28 protein-coding genes and 2 pseudogenes are annotated in these 26,367 nt (G+C 34.0%); 22 read left to right on the top strand and 8 right to left on the bottom strand.

Translation table 11 applies throughout. The annotated features are described in order from the left end of the window. The first annotated feature begins 185 nt into the window (after window positions 1-185). Window positions 186-506, top strand: a complete 321-nt coding sequence (locus LCP48_RS12360; RefSeq protein WP_004230401.1) for an ArsR/SmtB family transcription factor — start codon at window positions 186-188, stop codon at window positions 504-506. Between the two features lie 548 nt (window positions 507-1,054). Here the strand turns inward: LCP48_RS12360 and LCP48_RS12355 are convergent. Both LCP48_RS12355 and LCP48_RS12350 read right to left on the bottom strand, forming a co-directional pair. Continuing rightward, window positions 1,055-1,330, bottom strand: a complete 276-nt coding sequence (locus tag LCP48_RS12355; RefSeq protein WP_009371666.1) for a YqhV family protein — start codon at window positions 1,328-1,330, stop codon at window positions 1,055-1,057. 565 nt (window positions 1,331-1,895) lie between these two features. After that, window positions 1,896-2,406, bottom strand: a pseudogene (locus tag LCP48_RS12350) (LysE family translocator); the annotation flags it as partial. 475 nt (window positions 2,407-2,881) lie between these two features. On the opposite strand from LCP48_RS12350, the gene LCP48_RS12345 reads away from it, so the two are divergent. The 4 genes from LCP48_RS12345 to LCP48_RS12330 all read left to right on the top strand — a co-directional run bounded on the left by LCP48_RS12345 (window position 2,882) and on the right by LCP48_RS12330 (window position 6,467). Continuing rightward, entirely contained in the window at window positions 2,882-3,406 is a 525-nt protein-coding gene (locus tag LCP48_RS12345) for a sigma-70 family RNA polymerase sigma factor (RefSeq protein ID WP_004230396.1), read from the top strand. Beyond that, a complete protein-coding gene (locus tag LCP48_RS12340) occupies window positions 3,399-4,415 on the top strand; it encodes an LCP family protein (RefSeq protein ID WP_009371664.1) in 1,017 nt (338 codons plus the stop codon). The genes LCP48_RS12345 and LCP48_RS12340 overlap by 8 nt, the downstream gene beginning before the upstream one ends. A gap of 347 nt (window positions 4,416-4,762) precedes the next feature. After that, the gene (locus LCP48_RS12335; RefSeq protein ID WP_225340233.1) at window positions 4,763-5,305 is read left to right on the top strand and encodes an RNA polymerase sigma factor; all 543 of its coding nucleotides are present in this window, start codon (window positions 4,763-4,765) and stop codon (window positions 5,303-5,305) included. Next, a complete protein-coding gene (locus LCP48_RS12330) occupies window positions 5,295-6,467 on the top strand; it encodes an anti-sigma factor (RefSeq protein ID WP_004230392.1) in 1,173 nt (390 codons plus the stop codon). Before LCP48_RS12335 ends, LCP48_RS12330 begins: the two co-directional genes overlap by 11 nt. Window positions 6,468-6,876: 409 nt before the next feature. On the opposite strand, the gene LCP48_RS12325 is transcribed toward LCP48_RS12330, so the two are convergent. From LCP48_RS12325 to LCP48_RS12315, 3 genes are all read right to left on the bottom strand, one after another. After that, window positions 6,877-7,305, bottom strand: a complete 429-nt coding sequence (locus tag LCP48_RS12325) for a HEAT repeat domain-containing protein (protein WP_004230391.1) — start codon at window positions 7,303-7,305, stop codon at window positions 6,877-6,879. 614 nt (window positions 7,306-7,919) lie between these two features. Further along, window positions 7,920-8,960 carry a cytochrome ubiquinol oxidase subunit I gene (locus LCP48_RS12320; protein WP_004230388.1) on the bottom strand — a complete coding sequence of 347 codons (1,041 nt, stop codon included), beginning with the start codon at window positions 8,958-8,960 and terminating at the stop codon, window positions 7,920-7,922. Beyond that, a complete protein-coding gene (locus LCP48_RS12315) occupies window positions 8,957-10,285 on the bottom strand; it encodes a c-type cytochrome (protein ID WP_004230387.1) in 1,329 nt (442 codons plus the stop codon). The genes LCP48_RS12320 and LCP48_RS12315 overlap by 4 nt, the downstream gene beginning before the upstream one ends. A 321-nt stretch (window positions 10,286-10,606) precedes the next feature. On the opposite strand from LCP48_RS12315, the gene LCP48_RS12310 reads away from it, so the two are divergent. The 7 genes from LCP48_RS12310 (at window position 10,607) to LCP48_RS12280 (ending at window position 15,747) form a co-directional block, all read left to right on the top strand. Then, window positions 10,607-11,200, top strand: a complete 594-nt coding sequence (locus LCP48_RS12310) for a class I SAM-dependent methyltransferase (protein WP_004230386.1) — start codon at window positions 10,607-10,609, stop codon at window positions 11,198-11,200. A 200-nt stretch (window positions 11,201-11,400) separates the two neighbouring features. Further along, window positions 11,401-12,042, top strand: a complete 642-nt coding sequence (locus LCP48_RS12305) for a nitrous oxide reductase accessory protein NosL (protein ID WP_004230385.1) — start codon at window positions 11,401-11,403, stop codon at window positions 12,040-12,042. Next, the gene (locus LCP48_RS12300; RefSeq protein WP_225340232.1) at window positions 12,014-13,279 is read left to right on the top strand and encodes a right-handed parallel beta-helix repeat-containing protein; all 1,266 of its coding nucleotides are present in this window, start codon (window positions 12,014-12,016) and stop codon (window positions 13,277-13,279) included. Before LCP48_RS12305 ends, LCP48_RS12300 begins: the two co-directional genes overlap by 29 nt. Beyond that, complete coding sequence (locus tag LCP48_RS12295; protein ID WP_004230382.1) at window positions 13,276-13,728, top strand: nitrous oxide reductase accessory protein NosL; 453 nt, start codon at window positions 13,276-13,278, stop codon at window positions 13,726-13,728. The genes LCP48_RS12300 and LCP48_RS12295 overlap by 4 nt, the downstream gene beginning before the upstream one ends. 44 nt (window positions 13,729-13,772) lie before the next feature. After that, window positions 13,773-14,522 carry an ABC transporter permease gene (locus LCP48_RS12290; protein WP_004230381.1) on the top strand — a complete coding sequence of 250 codons (750 nt, stop codon included), beginning with the start codon at window positions 13,773-13,775 and terminating at the stop codon, window positions 14,520-14,522. Beyond that, window positions 14,519-15,205, top strand: coding sequence for an ABC transporter ATP-binding protein (locus LCP48_RS12285; protein ID WP_004230380.1), 687 nt, complete (start codon window positions 14,519-14,521; stop codon window positions 15,203-15,205). Before LCP48_RS12290 ends, LCP48_RS12285 begins: the two co-directional genes overlap by 4 nt. Then, window positions 15,202-15,747, top strand: a complete 546-nt coding sequence (locus tag LCP48_RS12280) for a TlpA family protein disulfide reductase (RefSeq protein ID WP_225340230.1) — start codon at window positions 15,202-15,204, stop codon at window positions 15,745-15,747. The genes LCP48_RS12285 and LCP48_RS12280 overlap by 4 nt, the downstream gene beginning before the upstream one ends. A gap of 94 nt (window positions 15,748-15,841) precedes the next feature. Here the strand turns inward: LCP48_RS12280 and LCP48_RS12275 are convergent, their stop codons facing one another. Beyond that, window positions 15,842-16,096, bottom strand: a complete 255-nt coding sequence (locus LCP48_RS12275) for a hypothetical protein (protein WP_318528176.1) — start codon at window positions 16,094-16,096, stop codon at window positions 15,842-15,844. Window positions 16,097-16,611: 515 nt separating this feature from the next. Here LCP48_RS12275 and LCP48_RS12270 point away from each other — a divergent pair. Continuing rightward, complete coding sequence (locus LCP48_RS12270) at window positions 16,612-17,967, top strand: FAD-binding oxidoreductase (protein WP_225340229.1); 1,356 nt, start codon at window positions 16,612-16,614, stop codon at window positions 17,965-17,967. An 856-nt stretch (window positions 17,968-18,823) separates the two neighbouring features. On the opposite strand, the gene LCP48_RS12265 is transcribed toward LCP48_RS12270, so the two are convergent. Beyond that, window positions 18,824-18,970 (bottom strand): YrzI family small protein, encoded by a 147-nt coding sequence (locus LCP48_RS12265; RefSeq protein ID WP_004230375.1) that lies wholly within the window; start codon window positions 18,968-18,970, stop codon window positions 18,824-18,826. Window positions 18,971-19,578: 608 nt separating this feature from the next. On the opposite strand from LCP48_RS12265, the pseudogene LCP48_RS12260 reads away from it, so the two are divergent. From LCP48_RS12260 to LCP48_RS12245, 4 genes and pseudogenes are all read left to right on the top strand, one after another. Continuing rightward, a pseudogene (locus tag LCP48_RS12260) lies at window positions 19,579-19,973 on the top strand (NUDIX hydrolase). A gap of 141 nt (window positions 19,974-20,114) precedes the next feature. After that, the gene (locus LCP48_RS12255) at window positions 20,115-21,062 is read left to right on the top strand and encodes a helix-turn-helix transcriptional regulator (RefSeq protein WP_004230373.1); all 948 of its coding nucleotides are present in this window, start codon (window positions 20,115-20,117) and stop codon (window positions 21,060-21,062) included. Window positions 21,063-21,129: 67 nt separating this feature from the next. After that, window positions 21,130-21,666: a DinB family protein gene (locus LCP48_RS12250; RefSeq protein WP_004230372.1), complete on the top strand. Its 537-nt coding sequence runs from the start codon at window positions 21,130-21,132 to the stop codon at window positions 21,664-21,666. A gap of 11 nt (window positions 21,667-21,677) precedes the next feature. Then, window positions 21,678-22,151: an EVE domain-containing protein gene (locus LCP48_RS12245; RefSeq protein WP_004230371.1), complete on the top strand. Its 474-nt coding sequence runs from the start codon at window positions 21,678-21,680 to the stop codon at window positions 22,149-22,151. A gap of 402 nt (window positions 22,152-22,553) precedes the next feature. Here the strand turns inward: LCP48_RS12245 and LCP48_RS12240 are convergent, their stop codons facing one another. Then, the gene (locus LCP48_RS12240; protein ID WP_221683289.1) at window positions 22,554-23,006 is read right to left on the bottom strand and encodes a hypothetical protein; all 453 of its coding nucleotides are present in this window, start codon (window positions 23,004-23,006) and stop codon (window positions 22,554-22,556) included. A 460-nt stretch (window positions 23,007-23,466) separates the two neighbouring features. Here LCP48_RS12240 and LCP48_RS12235 point away from each other — a divergent pair, with 460 nt between their 5' ends. From LCP48_RS12235 to LCP48_RS12215, 5 genes are all read left to right on the top strand, one after another. Next, window positions 23,467-23,907, top strand: coding sequence for an NUDIX hydrolase (locus LCP48_RS12235; protein WP_216485907.1), 441 nt, complete (start codon window positions 23,467-23,469; stop codon window positions 23,905-23,907). Window positions 23,908-24,241: 334 nt separating this feature from the next. After that, the gene (locus LCP48_RS12230) at window positions 24,242-24,568 is read left to right on the top strand and encodes an ArsR/SmtB family transcription factor (protein ID WP_004230366.1); all 327 of its coding nucleotides are present in this window, start codon (window positions 24,242-24,244) and stop codon (window positions 24,566-24,568) included. After that, the gene (gene arsB, locus LCP48_RS12225) at window positions 24,561-25,619 is read left to right on the top strand and encodes an ACR3 family arsenite efflux transporter (RefSeq protein WP_004230364.1); all 1,059 of its coding nucleotides are present in this window, start codon (window positions 24,561-24,563) and stop codon (window positions 25,617-25,619) included. Before LCP48_RS12230 ends, arsB begins: the two co-directional genes overlap by 8 nt. Before the next feature lie 12 nt (window positions 25,620-25,631). Further along, entirely contained in the window at window positions 25,632-26,048 is a 417-nt protein-coding gene (gene arsC / locus LCP48_RS12220; RefSeq protein ID WP_004230362.1) for an arsenate reductase (thioredoxin), read from the top strand. A 46-nt stretch (window positions 26,049-26,094) separates the two neighbouring features. Then, window positions 26,095-26,301 carry a hypothetical protein gene (locus tag LCP48_RS12215; protein ID WP_004230360.1) on the top strand — a complete coding sequence of 69 codons (207 nt, stop codon included), beginning with the start codon at window positions 26,095-26,097 and terminating at the stop codon, window positions 26,299-26,301. Window positions 26,302-26,367: the final 66 nt, after the last annotated feature.

Genomic DNA, 26,367 nt, shown 5'->3' with positions numbered 1-26,367 from the left:
TCGGAAAGTAAAAAATCTAACTTGAGGATGCCTACGTTTATTAGCTGAAGAGAGACCCATATTTTTGAAAATTTTTGACAGACATATTAGGTAGTGCTAGTATGTTTGACACACATAGTAGTGATATCGAATATGATCATATCAAAACATATTAGCTAAGTCTAATATGAATTGGAGGAGATTTTGTGACAGAAAAAAATATTGATTTAAAAATCAAACTAATTCATGGATTTTCAAATAAGGTAAGACTTCAAATTTTAGAGTGTATCAAAGAGAAAGAGAAGACAGTATCTCAAATCGTCGAGGAATTAAAGGGGAATCAGTCTAATATCTCTCAACACTTAGCCTGTTTAAAAGGTTGTGGCATTATTGTTGGTCGTAATGAAGGAAAATATTGCTACTATAGTTTGAGAAATGAGCGTATTCGTGAACTTCTTGAAATGTTTGATACGGTTTTAGTAGATGTTCATGCTGATGTCGCGTGCTGTGTAAACCATGTAGATTAAAGGGAAATTAAATATAGGCAAGGTTTGTAGTACTGAGTAAGATGGGAAGTACACTTACAAATCGGGTTAGTGGTCGTAAAGGTTTGATCAAGGTTAATCCAAAGTAGAAACCTACCTGATGTAGTGTAATGTTAATTTGAATAGAAATAAAAAAGGGTTACAGAGGTAATGTAACCCTTATTGAGGGAGGTCGTGACGGTCAACCAACGCCACCACCGTATAAGTGCGTGCGATACACTCAATACTAATTTGTGCAAGCAAAGGCTAATTATACATAAAAAAAAGCAGCGTCGTCACACGCTACAGTGATTTAATGAACATGATTAGGAAGAATTATAAAAAAATTTTCAAATGGACGGATAAACATGTTATGTGATTCATAAAGAGTTTAACAAAGATTATGAATGGAATCAGGCTATAAAATAAATGTTCGAGACAGAAGAAGACTTATGTCCAAAATGGTGGATGGGAAGATATCAATCTACTTACTAATTTCATATTCTGGCATTTTCATACTTTATAATTATTATTTTAGTAATATTTTATGTTTACTTAATATGTGAGCTAATAATAATAAGTGTTATACCTGTAAATAAGCAAATGATTCTCGTCACAGGTATTTTATCTGCTAGTCCAAATAAGGCAATTGCTGTCGTTACGATTAAAACGGTTGGCCCAACCAAAGCAAGCATTGTATTAATATAAAATGCTTTTTCTAAATTATTTAACTTTAGCATCAACAACCCAGCACTTACTTCAATACTCCCAGACAATACACGTAAAATAACCATCGCAAGAACCGACTTTTCAATAATTGTCATCATCCTATCTTTATAGAAAATTTAATATAATTCCAACATGAATAGAATAATAAATTTTTGTTTTAATGAAATACTAAAATTAATATATGTCTGATTCGTATCTAATATTCTTATTAGATAATGCTTTATATGAAGTGATTTTCTAGTTAAAAGTTCAAGAATTAAAATCAGTTTTATAAATCCATTTTCTGTTTTTAATAGGAAATAGTATGGGAAAAATAGTTCTTTCAATGGTACTTAAAAAAGATGCAGGTTTTCCAAATATCTTCATTAATTGAGGGGATTTGCTAGTAGCCTTGGAGCTAGATTAAAATATGGAGCAAAACAAGCACTCAAAAAACTATTAGTAAGTTGAGGATTCCCTGTAGCCCTAGGTGAAAAAAGATATCCCTTCTTCAACTAAAGGAGCTTTACTTCAATAAGGAGTGGAAGGAAACGTATCATCACTATATTGAAAGAATGTCAGAAATAAAGTCTGCAGTAAACGAACGGATATTAATTAAGAAACAGTCCCTTCAAATTTGAAAGGAACTCATTAGGTAGGGGGGCATTGTTTTATTTTACAAGTTTAATGTGGAGCTTTTGTTTGAAGTAGCTTTAACCCCATACAAATAAATATCATTCCCGTTATTTTATTCAGAAGCATACCTAATTTTTGGTTTCCTCTTAGTTTTTTAGTAACGTACGAGGAGAAATAAGCAACAAATAAACACTATAGGAGTTCAGTTGCTGTAAATGTAAGCCCTAATATTAAAAAAGGAGCAGGATCTGATGCTTTTACATCTATAAACTGCGGAAGAAAAGCAATAATAAATAACGAGATTTTTGGATTCGTTAAAACTGGTTATAAATTTTTCTTAAGTTTAATTTACTTGATGACGCTTCAAAACCTATGTTGGATTTATCAAATACCATTTTAATTCCTAGATAAACGAGATAAATCACATCAATAATCTTAAGCCAAAAGAAACAAATAACGTATAAACCAAGGAGCCAGTAATAATACCGAATACAGAATAAACACCAGCTCTTTTACCTTGTGAAATACTTCTATCAACAATATACATGGTATCAGCACCTCCATCTGTTTTTGGGGTGCCCTTATCGATATTAAAGTAATTGAAAGAGAATTTAATCTGCCACAATAAATAAGAGCATGTTTTGAACAATCTTTTCAAAACATGCTCTTTAGATTTGCTCTCATATCAAGGTTGATATCATTAATTTAATCCAACATGATTATAATGCTAGTCTATTCTTATGAAATAGTAAGAGAGAAGAATAGATGATTAGACAAGAGTCATTCACCTTCAAAAAATCGCGTCTATAATTCAGACATCAATGAATTATAAAAGGAGCAATCAATAGAATTTATGGAAAGGTTGATCAAATAATTAAAAAATCCAACACCCACCTGTTTTCAGCACTTACAATCGTAATTGTTACAAGTCGGTAACGGATATTTTGGAGTTATTTTTAAAAATTGAACCTTTCTTGAATTGATAATCGTCTAATAGAAGAATTTGGGAGCAGGTTGAGAAGGAGGGAAGTAGATTGGGTAGAGAAGAAAATGATTTCATACTAGAAAAATTGATGATTGATTATGGTAATGAGTTGGTACGATTAGCGTTTTCATATGTGAAAGATGCAGAGATTGCGAAGGACATGGTTCAAAATACGTTTATCAAATGTTACAAAAACCTTGATTCATTTCGCTTTGACGCACAAATTAAAACATGGCTTTATCGTATTACCATTAACGAATGTAAGGACTATTTGAAAAGTTGGAATTACAAAATGGTACACGTAAAAAGTTTTATTAATGAAACGGCGAAGTCAATATTACCTTCAACAGAAAAAACAGTACTTGATAAATACAATAATGAAGAAATTAAAGATACGATTTTTTCTCTACCAAAAGTATATCGGGAAGTGGTTTATCTATACTACTACGATTCATTGACGACTGATGAAATTGCCAATGTTTTAGATGTTTCGGTAAATACAGTGAAAACTCGATTAAGAAGAGCAAAACAACGATTAGAGTCGATGATAAAGGAGGCAGAAGTTAATGAATGAGAAACGTTCAAAAACTAACTTTTCTAATAAGTTAAATCAAGAACTACAATTTACGAAAGAAGATCGTCAAAAAGTATTTGAACAAATCAAGAAAATAGACAGGGATTCTCATATGCAAAAAAAGTCACCTATTTTCCTACAAAAATTTGCACCAGTAACAGTTTCTATATTAATAATAGGTTTATGTTTATTTTTATTTTTGCCATCATTACTCTCTGGAAATCTGACTAAAGAATCTAATATACGTACTACAAGTAACCAAGTGGTTGAAGAAGAGAAGGTTTCAACTACATTAATTACGGTGAAATCAAAAGAGATGGATAATAGAATTTATCTAAATCTATTACTTACTTATAATAAAGATAAAAAGATGATGAAAGTTGTATCATTCCCTGCTGAGACATATGCACCAGTATCGACTAATAATGATGGGACACCTTTGTACGATAAATTATTGTTTGCATATAAATTTGGGGGCGCTGATAATGTAAAAACGACTGTTTCAAAATTAGTAGCTTTACCAATTGATTATTATTCAGTAATTGATGTGGAAACTATTTCAACGCTCATTGATTCTGTAAATGGATTAGAATACGATTTGTCAGAAGATATTCGAGTGAGAGCAATCACACAAGTAGCATTTGAATTTGAAAAAGGATTACAGCGTTTTAGCGGTGAAGAAGTTATCGCATTGTTAATGGCAGCCACAGAAGGTGTAAATCTAAATGAAGAAAATCTCGTAAATCTATTGCAAGCTATAATTAATAAAATGGAAGTTGAAATGTCACCAGTACAATTAAAAGAAATGTTTACTCAAATGGAAACGAATACATCACTTGATTCATTGTTAGAAAATCAGCTAGAAATTCAGTCAATAAAATTGGTTTCTTTAAGCAACGGAATGCAAACGGATTCCATAACATTAAGTGAGACTGAGGGTAAATTTTATTATAAATTTGAAAAAGATTTTTTAAATACTATATCAGATAATTTAACGACCTTTAACTAAGTATAATATACAAACACATACAAAATAACGTTCCCAAATCAAAGTTTGGAAACACTTGAAAAAGCCATGAGCGTGAACTGCACTCCCATTGTTAGACACAATTTAATAATGGGGTGCAGTTCATTTTCGTGGCTTTTTCTATAAATTTTATTTATACAGCTTATTATGCAAGAAGCGAAAACACTAGATACACTAATATTTAGACGTTTATGCCTTGCCGTTCGATGTATATTTCTTAGTGTTGTCAATCCGCATTTCCCTTGCAGCACTCCGTCAATAGAAAAAATTAAACTTATTCTGAGAGGAAATAAAGAATTGATCGTTATAGTAGTAAGGAGGTGAATCAGATGGAGATAGATGAAGTGATTGCACGAGTAAAGAACGGAGAAGATCATTGCTTTGCATATATTATCAAACATTATGAACAGAAAGTATTTACCACTGTTATACGAATTGTTCGTAATCGTACAGTTGCAGAAGATATCGTTCAGGATATTTTTATTAAGGTGTACTATAACCTACATAAGTATGAAAAAAAAGGGTCGTTTAATGCATGGCTCTATCGGATTGTTGTCAATAAGTGTTTTGATTATTTAAGAAAATATAAGCAGCAAGCAAGATCAATAGATATGGATATAGCAGACGGTCGTTATCCAGAAAAAATTCTATTATTACGTGAGAAAAATGAGCAATTAGAACAACTCCTACAGCAGCTAGATGAAACCGAGTATTTCGTGTTGTTGCTAAAATTTGTGAACGGGCTTCGCTACGATGAAATTAGTGAAGTGCTTCAAATTTCTCTGAACGAAGTACGTAACAAACTGCACCGTAGCAAAAGAAAATTAAGATCAATCGGAACTACAAAGGGAGGTTATTTTTATGAAATGTGATTCGTTACTGATAGAAGATTATGTGGAAGGCTTTTTAGAAGCTAATGAGTTGGAGAAACTTGAAGCCCATTTGCAAACCTGTAAAAGTTGTCAAAATGAATACCAGCAATTAAGAAAGGAGCAGCAAACTTTATTTGCACAGCTTAATACTCCAATTATTAAACATAGTAGTCAAGCGGATCTAATTATGCAGCTTATTCAAACAAATACTAAGCGTAAGAAATTGTGGCATAGTTTGAAAATTAGTGTAATTAGTGCTGCAGTTCTGTTCTTAAGTTTCGGATTTTATTATTGGAATCGAATGCCCAGTGAAGTTGCACAGCCAATTGATGAACCAGCGGAATTAATCGAACCTAACAGTGGTGACCAGGAGGTACTTAAAACAAGTGAACAAAACCAAAAACCTAGCTTAGATGCACCGTTTTTGGATGTTTCAATCGAGCAAGTGGTTAATGATGGAGAAAACATGGATATTGAATTTCGTGTAAAATTCAATGATGAAAATCAGCGTTATTATGAAAATTTATACAGTCAAATGCTAACTCGTTATGAATATGATGAATTTCTAAATCCACCAATTGATAAAATGGAAGATTTCTTTTTCGGTGAAGTTCGGACAAATGTCCATTTTGCCCTTAAAAATGATGCGGGTGAATTGATTGCAGGGCATAGATTAAAAGAAAAACCGTTAATCAATAGTTCTTCTAGTGGTAGGGGAACTAATGTATTAGGTGAAATGATTTATTCGGTTTCTGTCCCAAGCTATACTAAGTCAACTGTATTAGAAGTGTTTGCTATGGAAAAAATTGTGCACAATTTAAATGAGACGCAAGTAAATCCGCAACAGCCGCAACCATTTCAATTTGAAAACGCAGAATATACAGTAGATTCAATAGAAATTGAAAATAATTCATTGCACATTCAAATTTCTACGGAAGGTGAACCAAAGATAAGGCCGATGGGATGGAATATTGTAATCGATAATCGCTTAGTTGTTGCTGATAGAAATTCTAGTAAATTTGATGAAAAACGTACTAATAATCGTACCATTTATAGAGCACAATTTAACGATTTACAAAATATACCGAACACTTTCAAAATAGTGCCTTCTACTGTAAAAATAACAGAAGAGATTGATCCGATACGGTTGAAATTAAATTAGTGGTAAAAAACTTTACAGTGAGAGCCTTTTAATGAGAAGAAAAAATCTGTATAAAATATGATATAAGACTTTTTTAATTGTAAGTTAAAAAACGAACTTCAGCAATCGGGCGCGATTTTGTAATAAGGATTAGCGCTCGATCTCATTATAGAGCCATTTACTTGAGTAACATATTTAATCAAAAATGTTATGGAGCAAAGAAATTGTGAAAATTTCCACTTAAACTAAAGGAGCAGGTTAGTTTTATTAGGTGTTTGTTTTATCATTAATCAATAAAGATAGATGATCAAAGAAAAGAAGTAAGACAATTTAATATTGGTTTCGATGAACCGCAGCGTAAGATATGAAAAAGTCATTCCCTCCATAAGCGGAGAGAATGACTTTCCTTCATAAATCGCAAAACTGCTGATTATAGTTTTGTCCAACGTTCCTCTAACCAGTTCATAAATTGTTCACCTTTGTCGCCTTCATACGCGTCAAAGACATCTAAACGCATACGTTTTAGTTTATCCGCAAAGTCTGCCACTGTATGGTCCTTCGGCAAGCTCTTTTTAACACGCAGGAAAATTTTTTCTGTTCCTTTAATAATATCAAAACGTGCAGGTGATGGCTTCTCTACGTCCTCGCCAAACGCCGCAAGTGCTTCATAGGCTGCTAATTGCACCTTGTTGACAGTATCATGCTGCATACGATTTTTTAATAAATCTATGATTTTGTCATGTTGATAAGCTGATAACTTTTCGACTGCGTCTAAACGCTCTCGCCAGCTAGACGTATAATTGGCCTGTTTTTTTAATGTTTCATACTGCTCTGGTAATGCTGTTTCAAATTGTTTCAAGTAATTGCACCTCTTTTTTTAACTAGAGGAAAAATGAATTCTTCTTCTGTTTCTCTTATTATACGTTGTTTTGGTGAAAATAGCGAAGAATCGAAGGGAAGGATATAACTTCTATATTGCTGTTGCCATTCGTTTCTTAGATAAAGCAAAACTGGTTGAATTAAGAAGTTATCCAGACGGAACTTTAAATTCAGTTCAGGATATTTTAACTTATAATGCGAAGCAATTAGAAATTGTAAAATAAAAGTGAAGTTTAAGTACGTAAGTAACCTTAATACTTGAGTATGGTATTACTAGTCACATCTAAACAGGTGTGGCTGTTTAGTTTTTAATAAAACAGTAGAGCAACAATTAAAGTAATACCTATAATAGGGGAAAAATATGATGAAAAGACAATTTGATCAGAGTGATTTATATAGTGAATCTACTTAGAGTGCATTACAATGTACATTTTATTTTATCTATGAGCAGAAGTTTTATCTCATAGTTTAAGCTAAATAATTTCAATTAAATGAAGTGATATATTGTTTTAATAACAAAGCAATCCCGTTTATCCAATAGAAAAACGGGATTGAGGATTACGTTATATAGAAACATGATTAATACAATTAATTTCATTCAGAGGTAGATTCAATTCCTTCTTCTGTTCGTGGATGTTCGTCAAGATATGGAGATAAATAGGCTTCCCTTAATTCATGTCGCATCCATCCCATAATTCCTATAACAAAAGTGAATACAATTATAGAGGCTAGAAAAGAACTAGTAGAATCTTTATAGCCTGCTGCATATAGTAGCATACAAAGAATGACAGTCAATACAATAGAAATGATGAGTAAAGATGTTAACAATAAATCCTCGCCTAAATAAAGCATACGAATATTCGTATCAAATGAAAATAATAATAAGAAACCAGCTACCAACTGAACAATTGTAATCCAAAAGCCTACTTTTGCACCAAGAAGTTTTAATGATTGCTCATGTTCCTCTAATCTCTTCTGCTTCCGCTTCTGATAAGCAAAATAGACAAACATATAAAATCCACCTGTTGCTAAACTTGCTAGCATGAAATGTAGGTAACGTTGCCAAATTTGAGGATAGTAAACTAAGCTTTCAAAAAAACCCTCTGCTTCTCCCCAACGATCTGGATATAACATAGAAGTTACATTAACAATAAAAATAAGGGGTACAAAGAATAAAATCAACATTGCCAATAAACCAATACTAATATGAAGTAATTTTTTGGTTTGATATTGATCCCAAGTGAACTTGTAAATGTATAACAGAAGAAATGCAGTAATCAATAGGATTAATAAACTCATCCAAGCCTTTCCTATTAAAATAGTTGAAGAATAAAAATATTGTGTATACAAGACACTCACAATTAGTAATGGGCCAACTCCTAGAACGACTGCAATACTCTTATGTATGGAAGCATGAAATGAACAAATTTGCGCCATTTTATCAAATAAACTATTTTTTTTGATCATACTCGTAATTTCTAATCCAACTGCTCCTGCAGTCAATGAGATTGTAAAATTCACGAAAATGATATGAAAAATAAATGTCGCAACGATAAGAATTTCTAGTAACCCAATCGGTGCAGGTATTGGTAAAGGGTTATCTGAAGAAATTAAAGCAAAACTTAAATAGTTCATTTTGTAGACACCTCTTCTTCCTCTTCAAGTACTGTTAAAATATAAGTAGCTAAAGCTTCAATTTCTTTTTCAGTCCCCATAAATGGAGGCATTGCTACTTGTGCAAAATGCATATTCGGAACAAAGGACATAATGGCTTCCTTATCCCAACCAACCATTCTACTAGACAAGGCTCTTGTATCTCTCCACCCATCTATTGTATGACAGGTAATACATTGACCAACGAATACATCTCTACCCGCTTCAACCATATTATTTTCGTTTACTTCTTTTTCTTTTGCCCACGTCGCATTGGCCAAATAACCTTCTTTTTTAAGTTTTTCTTCATTCTTTGCTAACATTCCATTCGCATACATGTAGTTATAGATAATATAGGGTTTTCTTACTGTTTCTCTTACAACTTCAAATTCCCCAATAAAACCAATGGATGAGAACATCACTGCTATTGATAGAATCCATGGGACAGTTTTTGGACTTTTTGCAAGCCATACTAAGAAAATAATAAGTATACTAAATCCTAAGATATTTAAACTTTTGAAGATCACCTCGGACATCCCTGTAGACCAGACAATCATATTATAGGCTTCAGTTGGGATGGACCATAAATACCATAACCCTATGATAAAAGTCATAGGTAAAGAGATAGCACCCCAGAATGCAAATACACGAAAAACTTCTGTACGTAAAGCCTTATCTTTAATACGCCAACGGATAAAAAATGATACTAAAGATATTGCTAGCATAATTGCTAAAAACATGCGGAATCCAAGTGAAGGGAAGTAGGTTGGATTGAGAAATGCATTCCAAAATGAAAAAGTTTCAATCCAACGCCCAGGTGTTAATTTTGCAGCTAAGACACCCGTAATGATCACCATTGTCACCCATGAAGCAACACTGAGTGCTACGCCCAGCATGATATGTTTACGTTTACGTTCGCCTTCTTTCCATTTATCCCAAGTATAATAGTAAATAATAAGTATAATTACTTCTGAGATAAACGCTCCCCATTCAACCACCCAAGCCCAGAAAAAAATACGCAATAAAGAAGAAATGGAATCTGGTTGTATAACTGTGGTTGAAAACCAAATTCCTACTCCAGTCATCGCTCCTATAGTTGTAGTAATGATTAAAACCCATTTCAACATTGTTTTTGCTATTTGATCTAATTTCTCATTCTTCTTTTTCATCGCTCGATATTCAGTCGATACAACTAAAACAGATGTACCTATCGCGATGCCATGGCTAATTATCACATGAATAATTGCAATAAGAGCAATCACAGTGCCATTACCAAACCATGTATAATCCACGGATGGAAAATTCATATTACCCTCTTCCTTTCATTTTTTAATCAAATGCAACGCAATCATACTAAATAGTTTTGAAAATCGAATGAGTAATATGTGAAATTGAAAGGAACTATATTTCATTGTTTTGTCAAAATAGTTTAAGTAACAAGAATTTCTTTACACTGGGCTCTCTTTATTAGCCCTATTTTTTATAGCAGCCCTATAGGTTATACAAATGAAATTCTATTTTTTGTTGCATAAAGTTCATTTGAATTTCTCAATTGTTTTTTATAATGGTCATGTTAATAGGAACAATATAGTTAAAAAATGAAGCTTTTTACAAATAGGAGGAAGGGTATGAGTATATGGAGTAAGCAAGCTAGTCCACCATTATATATATATGGAACTGAGGCTAATCGATTTATTACCTCAGCAGTTCAATATTTTCCTAAACAAGCCAAAATTGCTGCCTATGAAGAGAAAGAGGGAGCGAACGCGGTTTTTTTAGCGAAGCTTGGACACCAGATAACAGTTTATGATTCAACTTCATCTGGTCTAGCAAAGGTGCAGTTATTAGCAAGAATGAATGGTGTATCAATTATTACAATAAGAGCAGATTTAATAGAGTATGAGCTACCTCAAGAAACTTATGATGGTGCAATCATGGTATTTGGTCATTTTCAGCACAAATTCCAATTAGTGATATTGGAAAAAATAATGAACTCTATTAAATTAAATGGTGTTTTTATGTTTGAGGTGTATGAATATGCGCAGCTTTTATACAATACAGGAGGACCAAACGAAATGGCTTATTTATATAATGCTGAAGATATATTAAGGTGGGCTAGGCGTTATAAACTAAAACATTACTTCACAGGGGAGGTAGAACAATATGAAGTTTCTTTCCAAACAAATACTCGCCGTGTCATACAAGTTATTATAGAAAAATAAGACATTTTTTTACAATTAAAAATACAATTTCTTCAAGGAGATCTCAAAGAAATAGTAAGGTTGTGGTAGGAGCGAATCTTCACGTAATCGATTTTAACTATTCAAAAAGAATATTATTGTCACTTTAATTTCTAATTTTTTTCACAACTTTTTAGTAAAGTAAATATGTCTAGTAAAATAATTACTTTGGAGGTAAAGGTATGAAGAAAGTTTTTCTAATTGTTCCATTTATGCTAGCTCTTTATGCATGTAATGAGGATAGTACAACAGGAACGAACAAAGACACTCAACAGGAGCCCACACATGAAGAGGTTGTTTCAGAGCAACCGAAGAATGAAGTTACATATTTAGCATCCACTGCTGAGTGGAAAATAGATGATCGTCTACAAGAGCCAGCAGAGGATACTGTTTGTGAAATGTGTAATATGAAAGTATATACAAAGGACCATGACCTAGGCGTTTTTTCTGCGCAATCTGTTAAACCAGATGGATCGATTGCATTTTATGACGACATTGGCTGTTTATTAAATGCGGAGTTGGTTCAAAATCAAACGAATGAAAAATTTGTGAGAGATTATATAACATTAAATTGGATAGATGTTGAGGAAGCTACAGCTGTTAAAACGGATATGAAATCCCCTATGAACTGGGGGTATATATTCTTTGCCTTTGAAGAAGATGCAAAAGCTTATATTTCAGAAAATCCAACCGCAAAAGTTGAAGAATTAGACGTAATTAAACAAGCAGCAAAAGAACGTCGTGAAAAAATGATGCAAGAAAAAGGGGACCATGAACAACATAGTGAGGACCAGCATGGAACTGAAGAAACACATAGTCACTAATATGAAAAAGGGCAGTTTACTTGCCCTTTTTTTCTGCATAGTTGGATTTTCAACACCTGCATATGCTCAGAGCGTACAACAGCAGATTGATAGTCTCTCGTCGGGTGAGATTTTAGAGCTAGAACCAGGACTATATTCAGAAAATTTATTAATAAAAGAACCTATTAAAATAAACGGAAACAAAGGTGTTAAATTCACTGGAAAAATAGAAATTAAAGCTAATGATGTAGAGATTAGTGACATTCAATTTCTTGGAGAGCAAGGCATTGTTGCAAAAAAAGTTAAAAACATAAAAATAACCCAAAATTCTTTTCAAACAAAAAGGTTTCCTATTTACTTCGATGGTGTAGAAAATAGTGAAATTGCTGAAGTAGACATTATTGGTAAATCTGGTCATTATTCAGAAAAAAGCCATGGTATTTCTCTTTATAACTCTAAAGGTATTCATATTAAAAATAGTACTATTACACAAACACAAGATGGGATTTACTTAGAGAATAGCAGACAAGTTACAATCGAAAAAAACACGATTACGTATGGACGTTACGGGACTCATATCATGTATGGTAGCGATATGAAATTACTTCAGAATAACTACTCACATCATATAACAGGGGTAATGTCCATGATGGCAAATAATGTAGATATAGAAGAGAACACAATTAAACATCAAAATACTTTAAATAGTTCTGGCATTACACTTTATCAAACTTCAAAAGTAAATGTGGTCCATAATATCATTCGTGAAAATTCTATAGCCGTTCAATTACAGCAGGCAGATACGGTAGATATGTCCAGTAATATATTTGCTAGTAATTTATTAGTATTTAAAAATATAAAGCCAAAAGATGTCCTTGTTACAAACAATCAACTTTATGGAAATGTGCTCGTTGCTTCAAGTGGGTCCCAAGGCATAACACTTAGAGCGAATGTTTATGATGATTACGAAGGGGAAGACTTCGATGAGGATGGCTATGGCGATAGTGTTTACATTGCAACGTCTACTTTCGGTAAATGGGTATTAAAAAACGAATACTATCAATATTTTATTGGGAGTACAGCCACTGGATTATTAGAAAAGATGGATAACAAAATATCAGAACCAAATGCTCTAATGGATGCGCAACCCATTGTTCGTGAGGGTCAGCCTTGGCAAGTATCCTTTTCAGGAAAACATCTTAGCATTGGCGTTGCTTTACTGATTGTACTAGTTTTAAGTTGGAGGAAATTGAAATGAAAAAGATCATTTTATTAGTAGTAATTGGACTTTTTTTGATGGGTTGTTCGGAGAAGACCATAGAACCTCGAGATATTGATCCAGAGACGGATATTTGTATTGTTTGTAACATGGGTATTACGCATCCTGATTATGCAGGGCAAGTAATTTTCAAGAATAATGATTATTTAGTGTTTGATGATCTAGGTTGTTTAATTGAATATTTGAAAAGTCCAGAGCAAGAAGTAGCAGCAGCTTATATCAAATCAAATGATAAGCAAGAATGGATAGATGTGAAAACGGCAGCTTATTTATATAATGAGGATTATTGGACACCCATGAATTATGGTGTACTTGCCTTTGCGTCGATTGGAGACGCAGCAATTTATGAGCAAGAAAATGGTGCGGGTAAGCCTCTTGGATACGAAGAATTAGTAACGTCATTTAATTGGGGTGTGCATGAACATTGATTAAATCGGAAATAAAACAGCTTTTCCGGAGTAAGTGGATTTACATGTTGCTTGGTATTTTTATTGTATTATTTGTTGCTATTTTGATGTTGCAACAGTTAAACACGGATGCGGGCGGATTCGACCGCTTTCAAGCCTCTCTCTTAAATTTATTACTTTTTTTGTTTCCTTTATTTATTTTGACAATAGGAGCAATGAGTATAGCTGCTGATATAGAATCAGGATGGTATCAATTAATACGATCATATCCTGTTAGTATCGCACATTATTTAGGGGCGAAATATATTGCATTAGTATCCATTTTTTTATTTGCTTTAGCAACTACAGAGGCAGTTATTTTAATTGTAGGTTCTTTCTTTGGTGGCGTTCATATAGATAGTCAGTTTCTTGTATTAACAACAGTTATTATCGTTGTTTTTAGTGCTATAAGTGTAATGATTGGCGCTTTTTCCATACATCGATTACAGGCATTAGGTTTTAGTCTAGGGCTATGGGCAGTTTTTACATTATTGAGTAATTATGTAGTAATGGCAATTGGAACCATTATTCCAAAACACGTCTATGAAAAAATAATTTATACACATGTTCATATTAATATTATTGAGTGGCTCCGCTATATCTATTTAATTCAAATAGAACAAACAGGTATTTTAGGGAAGTCGTTTTATTATTTATCACAGTTTTACGAAACTAGTCTAGGGATTGGCTTGATAATAGGTATCACAATAGTATGGTGGTTTATTCCACTTTGTCTTGCTTTTTTAAAGTTGAAACGTAAGGAGAGCTATAGATGATAGAGCTACAAGAGGTTGTGATTACATATCGTAAAGGACAACAAATTGGTCCAGTTACCTATCAACTTACAAGTGGGAAAATTGTAGCATTAGTGGGGGAGAATGGTGCTGGAAAAAGTACATTAATGAAACTGATTATGGGACAATTACCCTTAGATAAAGGGACTATAACTGGCATTCCCAAAGGAAGAGTACGATATATGCCTGATGATTTAAACTTTCCAACTACACTCAAAGTGAAAGAAATTATTGAGCTTTTAGGTAAGCTAAAGGGGATTAATAGTAAGAGTCAAGATGATATCTTACAGTTAGTTGATCTATTCGAGCATAAAAATAGTTTTGTTAGTGAGCTTTCAAAAGGAATGAGACAACGTTTAAACTTTGCACAAAGCCTGTTAGGCGAATGCGAAGTGTATATTTTAGATGAACCTACCAACGGTCTAGATCCGTATTGGATCAACAGAGTGAAATCAATTTTAAAGGAAGAAAGAAAGAAAGGTCAATTAATCTTATATTCTACTCATCTACTATCAACAGTAGAGGAGATTGCAGATGAAGTAATTTTCATTCATAAAGGTAAAATTCTTGCGTCTGGTAATATTTCGAGCCTGAAAAGACAATATTCGGAAGAAACTTTAGAATCCCTATGGTTGAAATTGTATTTAGGGGAGGAGAGGTCTTGAAAAATTGGCTTTCAGCAAGTGTTGTTTTAATTTTAATTGGTATTGTCTTTATTAGCTATTTAGATTCAGATAAAACTGAAACTTCTAAAGAAATAATTGGTAGTACAGTTAACACATCAGATATAAAACTTTCAGATAGAGCAGTGCGAAATTTTGAATTGCCAAATCTCAGAGGCGAACCAAAAACATTATACAATTATCTAGGTAAACCGGTTGTCCTTGTATTTTGGGCTACCTGGTGTGGACCTTGTAATGAGGAAATGCCACGCTTGCAAAATTATTATGACACAAAAAAAGATGTACAGATTGTCACAGTCAATGCAACTGATACCGAAGCAAGTATAGAAACGGTAACTAAATATGCTACTAAAAAGGGATGGGATTTACCTATTTTATTGGATGAAACTGGGGATATCCGAAAGCGATTCGGTGGTTTTACAATACCCACTACAATATTTCTAAGCGCAAATGGAGAGATTGTTCATGAAGTTTATGGACCCATTGATGAGGCATATATAGATAATATTATAAAAAGCTTGTAAGAACGTTACAGATATTAACTTAATATTAATAAAAACCAGGAGCTTATTGTGTTAGCACCTGGTTTTTATTATTATGAGTATACTTTATTGTTCGTTATTTTCTTCCTTGAATGGCGGTTTTATTCCTTTTTGTAAATCCAAAAATTAGTTCAATTAAAACAACTACAATAAGAGAAATTCCAAAGAGTGGCATAATGACACCTAGTAAAATCATGAAAATACAAAATGGAATAGATATTTCCTTTGGCATAGATGGTGCAGAAATCATACCCTTTTGTCTACGTAATAACCATGATTTAAAGCCAAGGTAGATTAAATATAAAAATGCTAGACAAATAAATCGATTGATGATTTTATTTGGCCAACCAAATAGATGTCCTTCATGTAGTGGAATTCCCCATGTAAACCACTATGTTCTAACTCAATTAGGTAATTTTGTTCTAACAGAGGATAGATGCTGATGTACAAGTTATATGCGGAGTTTTCTACACATTGATAGACGAAAAAAACCTTCTTACCCTTTAATTTTGCCAACTTAGACTAAATACATTTCTAAATCATAAATCATTACAAGATAAGTAGGAACGTTTTTTAGAGGAGCATCATTTACAAATAAGAATGATGCTCTTTAATTTTGTTTAAATCACTTAAGAGTTAGGATTAATTGTTTGACAATTATTCAGGTATTTAACTTAGCGTGCTTTTTCAATAAACTTCCGATGGATTTGCATGCTTTTTAACTCTAAACTAACTCATTATATTTAGCTACAGTAGTCAATTATATCAGCCTAAAACCTAAACCACTTTCAACCAAAAGAATAAACTAGTAGAAAAATTATTATTGTGTTGATAGAGGTGACTGAAATGGAGCAAGATTCATTGTTCTTAAAAGGGCTAACTGGTGAAGTAGTAACCGTAAAAGATCCTAACTACAATGAAGCAAGACAAGAATGGAATCGTGCCAATCAAAAGTTTCCATTGATCATTGTCTATTGTGAAAGAAGACAAGATGTTGTGAATGCCATACATTGGGCACGTAAACATTGTGTGGATATCCGCATTAGGTCTGGAGGACATCATTATGAAGGCTATTCTAATGGTGATTTCGTGCTTGTAATTGATATTAGTAGATTGAATACGCTGAAACTAGATAAGAAAACACACATATTAGAGATGGAAGCTGGAGCAAAAAACACGGAAGTGTATGATTTTGTTGGCTCCAATGGATATGTTTTTCCTGGTGGAACTTGCCCCACTGTCGGAGTATCTGGCTTTACACTCGGGGGAGGATGGGGATTCTCCAGTCGACTTTATGGGTTGGGGTGTGATAGTTTACTAGAACTAGAATTAGTAGATTACGAGGGAAGGATTATTAAGGCAAATAAAAATTGTAACGCTGATCTTTTCTGGGCTTGTCGAGGTGCAGGTGGAGGTAACTTTGGAGTGGTTATTAGCATGACTTTTCAGTTACCAAAACCAACACAACGTTCTGTCACATTCATTAGATTCTATTATGTAAATACAACAATGGCTAAGCAAATAGATGTCATGAATATTTGGCAAAATTGGTTGCCTAAATTGGATAAACGAATGACTTTAGTAACAAGCTTTTATAACGCTGAAAATGAAGGGTTAGGAATTTTCGGAACTGGTTTCTTTTACGGTCCATCCAAATTAGCAAAAAAGATTTTACAACCTTTTGCAGAAAGTAAAGGGTTTCGATTGAACTTAGAAGAATCTTCCTTTCTAGAAGCAGTGAAAAAGGTAGAGGCAACCTATCCACCTTTCGAAAAATTTAAATCCACTGGTAGGTTTGTACAAAGAAACTATACAGTAGAAGAGCTTAAAAATATTGGAACTAGTGTCCAAAGTCCTCCGGATGGTTCTGTATATGCTGCTATTTCTTTTTATGCATTAGGAGGAGAAATCAAGCACATTGATAAAGAAGAAACGGCTTTTTACTATAGAGATGCTAAATATATAATGGGTGTCCAGTCTGTATGGATAGAGGATAAGTATGCAAGAGATAATCAGGAGTGGGTTCGTGAGCGTTTTGAAATGATTAAAAATATGACAAAAGGTTCTTATGTGAATTTTCCTATAAGTGAGCTTAAAAATTATGATAAGGAATACTTTGGAGGCCATGCACAGAGGTTGAAACAAGTTAACCAAAAGTATGATCCGTTTAATGTATTTAGGTTTCCACAGGGATTAAAATGAAATTAAATTGAAATAGGAAATGATCACTATATAAGAGATAATTTACGGCTATACTATAAACGTTCTGTAAATCTTCGTTTCAAATTAATTAAATAAAAGTACTTGTCTAAAATATGATGAAGCTTTAAAATCCTCATGCAAAGAAGGCGGGTTTATTGCAATGGCATGGGTAGTAGACGCAATCAAGCCCGACTCCTCGCCAAATAATTTTTAGTTTACATAATATAAGTAAATTGGTCACAACTTACTGGTTATCGGATGCTCCTCATAATTGATCGCTCAAAAGGTTATTCGTATAAATAATAGTATTTAATCTAGACATGTCCAATATACATATCTAATTGATAATTATTGAGTAACAATAGAGTAGTCCCACAATCAGGCCATTGAAAAAGACTACAAGTTACTTTCCTCTCTGTAAGGAAAGTGACTTTTTAGTTTGTTTTAAATGAATAACGAACTTCAATATTCGGGTACTGTTTTTGCACTACATGGATAGCTAACTAGGCGGAACAATGGAATTAAAATAAAAATTGCCAAATTCAATTTTAGTATCGAGGAATTACGATTTTTAGCATTAGAATTATTTTTTTTAACATTGTAATTCCGCATTTTCTTAAACTACATCAAGTTGTTTGTGTAACATATCACTTAAAAAAGTGCATAATACCTCCTGAAGCAACCCGTCCTAGATTAGAACGGGTTAGCTCAACTGAGATTATAACATTAGCTATATTATCACTTTATATTACTTCATCTGGTGGTTGTGTCTTTCTCCAGCCATAAAACTGCATAACGTCTTTTGATCATATAAAACATTTCAATTCCCACCTTTCATATTTTTTAATTAACAAGATTAATATTGACGAATACGAATATAATCGTCTATTTTTCTTCGGTTCTCTTCAAAGATTTTTTCCACATATTCATCACGAAGTGCTTTCTCAAGAGAGATCTTACGTTTGGTAATAGTTATCGTGAGCGCAAAAAAGTTTAATATCATTTATTATCACCTCCTTAAATGGCCATAAAAAAACCGTAGAGAGACTCCCCTACGGTGAAAAAGGCACAAAAATACCGCAGGGGGACACTTCTCCCTGCGGTATGGGTATGCTTATTTACAAAAAAATCTTAAGCGGTCCATTCCGATGTGGTCGAATGTGTGATTTTCATTTTTACTGAAGTTGTAGCTACCAATGACACCAATTTAACGATAACGATCATTTTATTCGACCTCCTTAAGAATTTTTTTGATTACTTAGTAAGTATAACTAACTTTACGTTGTTTGTAAACATCTTTTACTAAGCTTTCCTAATTATTGAAGTGTGAAGCGTTAGGAATGGTGCGGTACATAGGGAAATCCAAACCCGGGGTATGGCTACAAAATGAAAAAGTATTAGCAGATCACATTGAGTAGGGTATCCCAGACATACATATGAATACTAAAGAAAATTGCAATTATTGATGGTGACCATTCGGCTAGAATTCTGCAACAAAGCTAGTGTGGATTATGCGTAAAAATCTGTAGAAAAAGCCTATGGCGGCGAAGAAAAAGATGTTTTGGCAGTACATGGCACACTCGGTGTTCACATTCACGGGTTGAATATGCAATTTTTAAGAGAAGTGATTATGGATATTGGCAGGGATTAGCTGGTGGTGGAGAAGAGGGTCAGACTCCTATTGAATCTGCTAAACGAGAAGTATTTGAAGAGGCTGGCTTTACAAGAGATTATCCATATATTGCATTACTTCACTAGCAGTAGAAGATGTAGTTAAAGTAATTTCCTTTGGGGACAAGTCGTTTATGTATTAAATGAATTTTCATTTGGTGTTAAAGTTCCTACAAAAGATATATCATTATCCAAAGAGCACCTTAACTATGAATGGTTATGTTTTGAAGAGGCAGTAACACTTTTGAAATGGGATAGCAATAAAACGGCGTTGGGAATTGAACAAAAGGTTGTTAAATCTGATTAACACCAAACAGATGAAAGAAAATATTTAAGCTAAAACGGGTGCTTTGCTTGAAGAATACTGAGTTGCATAGGCAGCTCACTTTTAGGGATATAGCCCACATACAGTACTTGCTATTATTCAACTATTGGACAAGTACCGTAATAGAATGCAGAAATGGTGGAGGGAAAAAATGAACAAAACGGAGAGGCAGCTTGCAATCACGCTTGAATTACAGCGAAGTAAAACACTGAGAGCAGAAGATTTAGCTTCTCAATTTGAAACAAGTGTGCGTACGATATATAGGGATATTCAAGCACTAAGTGAGGCTGGGGTTCCCATTTTAGGCGCCCCTGGTCAGGGATATTCCTTAATGGAAGGATATTTTCTACCCCCGGTTAGGTTCACAGCAGAAGAGGCCGTCTCCCTGCTCATGGGAGCTGATTTTATCGAGCAAAGGTTGGATACAGATTATGGTATTAATGCAAAGTCCGCTAAACGCAAAATCGAGGCTACTTTGTCGGAGTCAGTTCGTAACGAGTCAAGGCTTGTTCGAGAAACAATGCGACTGCTTCATATAGGTGAGCAGTCAACTGAAGAGCGGGTAAAAACGTATCTTAATCAAGTTCGCGATGCAATTTTGAAACAGTGCAAAATCAGTTTTATGTATATTAAAAAAATGCCAGAAACAGATGGGAATCGGAAGCATAAACGTGTGGTCTCTCCATATGGATTAACACTTGTCCATGAAAATTGGGTTTTACTAGCATACTGTGAAATGAGGCAAGAAATGCGACATTTCCGCTTGTCCCGGATGTCCGACCTTTCTGTGTTGGAAGATCAATTTCTTCTACCAAATGATTTTGACCTAAGTAGCTATCGGCCACCTGACAATCGAGATGAAAGAATAATAATGAGAGCAAACCCCGAAATTGCCGACAAAATCATTGAAGCAGTTAATTTTTATATTGCATCCATTGAGGAGCGGAATGAGGATGTAATCTTTCAATTTCGTGTTCGGTATCCAGAGGAACTATTACATCATTTACTCGGCTGGGGCGGAGATATCGAGGTGATTGAGCCGAAGTCTTTACGCTTCAAGATTCGGGAAGTAGCGAAAAAAATTTTAGAACACTACTGACATACACCTGTCAGTAGTGTTCTTTTATACTGTGACTATACCAAAATGAAGAGGAGCTGCTTAAAGGATGAAAAGTACAAAGGAAGTATTGAAGTCATTTGAACTTACAGTAGAAAGATATTTGGAAGAACTGACAAAACTCAATATGGAAAAATTACATAGAAAGCTGAACGAAGAAGATTGGTCCATTGGACAGATGTATGTACATTTAATACAATCAGCTTTCATGCATCTACATAATGTCGAGCAATGTTTAGCTGGTAGAGAATCGACATTGAACCCAACGAAGGAAAAAACTGAGCAGGGTAAGATTGTTTTTAATCTAGAACAATTTCCTGCTGTTCGTATTAAGGTTCCTGCTTCTCCGATTTATACTCCGCAACCACCAGAGAGCATGGAGCATTTGGTAGATGGACTTCACAATGTAGTGGAACGGATGAGGAATACGGAATCAGTTCTACTACAAGCGCCTGTAAGTAACAAGATACTTCATCCGGCGTTCGGTGCTTTAAACGCGCAGGAATGGTTTATGTTGATTGACATGCATTACAGACATCATTTTTTACAACTGGATCGGTTGAAAAGTTTAGCATTTGAAGAGTAGGGGGATGCATCATGTCGAATAAAACAAGTCAGAAAAGCAGATATTGGATTGGCGTTGTATCCGCTTCTCATGTAAATTTAGCCATAGAAGGTGGTTTTGCACAGTTGTGCCACGGTAAGGCAGCACCTTTGCGTAAAATGTCTCCAGGTGATTGGCTGATATACTATTCCCCTCGCACAGACATGTTAAAAGGGAAGCCAGTTCAAGCATTTACTGCTATTGGTCAGGTTACGGACAACGATACTTACAAACATCAAGTGTCGGAGTCGTTTATGCCATTTCGCAGAGATATGCGTTATATTCCTTGTCGAGAAGTTAAGATTGCATTGTTGTTAAACCAGCTCACTTTTACACGTGGAAATCGCAATTGGGGATATCCATTCCGTCGAGGTCATTTTGAAATTGGAGCTGAAGATTTTATGACAATCGTTACTTCGATGTTAGATGGTGAGGAACAGGCGTTATCCGAGTTCCTAAAACACTGATTATAAGTTGTGAACAGTTTCACTTAAACTTTAGAGTGCTTTAGTTAGATAACAATCATCAACAATTGGGCGCTATTGTTGAATAGCGTTCTGTTCTTCTGAATTCACGAGACGAGGATTGTTAAGTAAATAAGAACAAATTAAAAGCGGTCCTCCACAGATTAGTTTGTGGAAGGCCGCCTTTATTATAAAAACAGTCACCATTTATAATTGTTTACATCTGGTTCACTTAACCATATAGATGTAAAATAAAAGATCTATTTAGCTTACGGAGCTTTCCGCAATGATTGCACGAATCAGAAATCAGAAAATTTAGGACTTCACCATACAACAAGCATTCCACCAATCCATGCGAACTTGCAGCGGAATACAAGGCACTTGAGATTCATCATTCTCGATTGATTATTCATATTTAGCGATATTAAGTAATTCAACTAAATCGCCTTTGACAAGTTCGTATTCTCTTGCGTTAATGTTAACCATTCCATCCTTGGAAATTAATATATTAATTGGACTAGTAGGATCGTCGTTATTAGTGAAAACTATTTTGTAATAAGAGTTAGAGACATCCATATTTTTGAATAACGTTCGTTTTGCTTCCCAGTTATTCAAAATGCTGCGTACTTCGTTATATAATTCATCGTCTTTGTTAACGAGAAATATATTTTTGTTATCTATACCACCGTTCATTTCCCAAACGGAAATGCTATCAACAACTTCTTCAAATTTATCAGTGTTTGTAATGAGTTCATCTCCAAAATTCTTTGTTCCATATTCTGAATAAAATAGAATACCAGTTATACAAAGGACAAGAATAATTGCGACAATTGCTAATTTAATTCGTTTACTTCGCATAATATAGCCCCTCCCAAGTTGTAAAAATATGTGTCTTCCGTTTTATTTTACAAAATTTTAACATAAAAGCAAACAAACCTTATTTACATTTTAACAAAAATCAAGGGATTAGTTTTTAAAGTTGTCGCGTTTTTTATCGAACTTTTAATCTCTAAAGCTCAATGTTTATACGAAATATAAAAGCAAGATTTTTTCTTGTTCCACAATCGGGCCATATTGTTGAATAAGGGTTTTGGAGAAATTAGGAGGATTAATATTGAGAATAATCTAAAAAATTAGTTTATTATTAGTTCAAATTAAAGTGCTTGAGTCGTGGTGGTAATAATTGGTGTGTGATATGATTAACAGAATATTGTTTGAAGGTTCTATAACCCGGCGCATTTCCGCAGAAAAAAATCCGTCTACGAAATGAAATAGGCCAAGTGTTTATGGATAAAGTATAAATTTTAGGGGGTATTGTATGTTTGTAGTAAATGTAGAAGGGGCAATTCGTCGCAATGAGAAATGGCTTTTAATCCGCAGAAGTGAAAAGGAGGAGCATGCTGGTGGAGGACTCTCATTAGTAGGAGGAAAGTGTGAAATTGAAGGTGATTCGTCTGATATTCTGGAAAGAACATTAAAACGAGAAGTTTTTGAAGAAGTAGGTAGCGAAATTACAGGCATTAAATATGTAAATAGCTCCTCCTTCGTGACAGAATCAGGGATAAATGTAATCGATATAGTTTTCCTATGTCATCATAAATCTGGAGAACCTTACGCTAAAAGTACTGAAGAAGTGGATGATGTTATTTGGATGACTACATCAGAGGTTCTTGCACATACGGAACTACCTTTATTTCTAAAAGAAAACATTAAACTTGCAGAGAAAATACTACAAGATAATATGCAGATGAAATATTAGTTATACATTTTCCATTATAGGGCGCCATTGTGGAGCAACAAAGTTGGAAAATGATCAAACTTTTTTATAAAAACCTAACTTAAATCTGCTAAAGAAGAATCCCTTTTGATCAATCTTTTTCAAAAAGGGATTCTTCTTATTTAACGTAAAATAAAGGTTTGTGAGGTATTTTTGCTCAATCTTTATTCTAAATCTACAAAAATCTGTTGCAATTCAAAACATTAAATCATAATATAATAATATAGTTATATACGGATTAATTCACCTTTGCTTATCGAGGTGACTTTATTTAAATTAATATATAAGCAAATGATTATATAAGGAGTGCAGCTAAATGGAAAACACACTAATTGAAAAACAATTAAAAGCAGCAGCTGATTTAAATCGCATTAAATTACTTGCATGTATGAAAAATGGGGAGGTATGTGTATGTGATTTTGTGGATGTGTTAGGAATTTCACAACCAGCCGTTAGTCAACATCTGCGAAAATTAAAGGAGGCAGGCATTATTACGGAACGAAAAGTAGGGACTTGGAAACATTACCGTTTAATAGAGGATCAAACGCCACTGATGAAGGGCATTTTAGAACAAATTCAGCCTTTAAACGGGTGCAACTGTGATACAGATTGTTGCCATGTAGGGGGAAATATAAATGAGTAATGAATCTTTAACAAAACAGCTTTCTTTTCTAGATCGTTACCTTACCCTTTGGATATTCGTTGCGATGGGAATAGGTGTTGTATTAAGTATCACCATGCCTAATGTTGGTGAAGCGTTAGAGTCCATGTCTATTGGCACAACGTCCATACCAATTGCAATCGGGTTAATTGTCATGATGTATCCACCATTAGCGAAAGTAAAATATGAGGAAATGTGGCGGGTCTTTAAGGATTGGAAAGTGCTTTTACTATCGCTTTTTCAAAACTGGTTACTCGGACCGTTCTTAATGTTCTTTTTAGCCATCATCTTCCTGCATGATTACCCTGAATATATGGCAGGACTCATTATGATTGGTTTAGCTCGATGTATTGCAATGGTCATTGTATGGAATGATTTAGCGCGTGGAGACCGTGAATATGTAGCTGGTTTAGTTGCGTTTAACTCCATCTTTCAAATCGTGACGTATTCAATTTTTGCTTACTTTTTCTTAAATGTATTACCTGGTTGGTTTGGTTTAGAGAATTTCCATGTATCCATTTCTATGTGGGAAATTACTAAGAGCGTTCTAATTTACTTAGGGATACCATTTGCTGCAGGGTTCCTCACACGATGGATAGGCATTAAAACAAAAGGGAAACAGTGGTATGAGGAAAAATTCTTGCCAAAAATTTCACCACTTACTTTAATTGCCCTGTTATTTACGATAGTGATGATGTTTGCCTTAAAGGGTGAGCAATTAGTAGAACTGCCACTTGATGTGGTACGAATTGCAATCCCATTATTTATTTACTTTGTCATTATGTTTGCTGTGTCATTCTTCTCTTCCCGTAAAGTAGGTGCATCTTATCCTGTCACAGCAGCCCTTTCTTTTACAGCTGCAAGTAACAATTTTGAGCTGGCGATTGCGGTAGCAGTTGGCGTGTTTGGCCTTCACAGTGGCGTGGCATTCGCTGCTGTTATTGGTCCACTTGTAGAAGTACCTGTTCTCATCGGACTTGTATGGGTTGCCCTACGTTGGCAGAAAAAATACTTTAAAACCATTAAATTATAAGGAGCAATTACTATGACAAATACACTTTATTTCTTATGTACAGGTAACTCATGTCGAAGTCAGATGGCTGAAGGATGGGGAAAAAAGCTACTACCAACCAATTGGACAGTTAAAAGTGCTGGTATTGAAGCACACGGGGTAAATCAGAATGCAATTAAAGCGATGGCAGAGTTAGGAATTGATATTTCAAATCATACATCCGATTTAATTAATATGGAGACATTATATAACGCCACGTTAGTAGTCACGTTATGTGGAGATGCAGCAGATAAATGCCCGATGACACCTCCTCATGTTCGTCGTGAGCATTGGGGATTTGAGGATCCAGCGAAAGCGACAGGTACGGATGAAGAGAAGTGGGCTGTATTTCAAAATGTTCGTGATGCAATTGGTAAACGCATTGAACAATTTGTAGCTGAGGAGCTGTAATACTTCTATTAGAAATACTTCAATCCGTTGAATGAAGGATACAATCATGACAGTAAACCATGCTAGCGTATTAACTAAAAATTATTTTATCGCTTATTTAATGTTAATTATGAAAAGTAGAGAATACACATTGAATCAGGCTAAAAAGTTTGCATTTGATTTCTTTTTTAAAGGAGATAGAGATCATTACGGCACTTCTACTTGGTTGCAATTTGAAAAGGCTATAAAAGAAATTGAAATTGAAATGTGTTAATTACACATGCACAGTATAAACGTCTAGCCAAGTGCTAGGCGTAAAAAATACATTTTATATAAGTAA

It is taken from the genome of Lysinibacillus capsici, assembly GCF_020217405.1.
Lineage (GTDB): Bacteria > Bacillota > Bacilli > Bacillales_A > Planococcaceae > Lysinibacillus > Lysinibacillus capsici.
The sequence above is the reverse complement of the archived record's forward strand: the minus strand, read 5'-3'. Positions and strand labels throughout refer to the sequence as shown.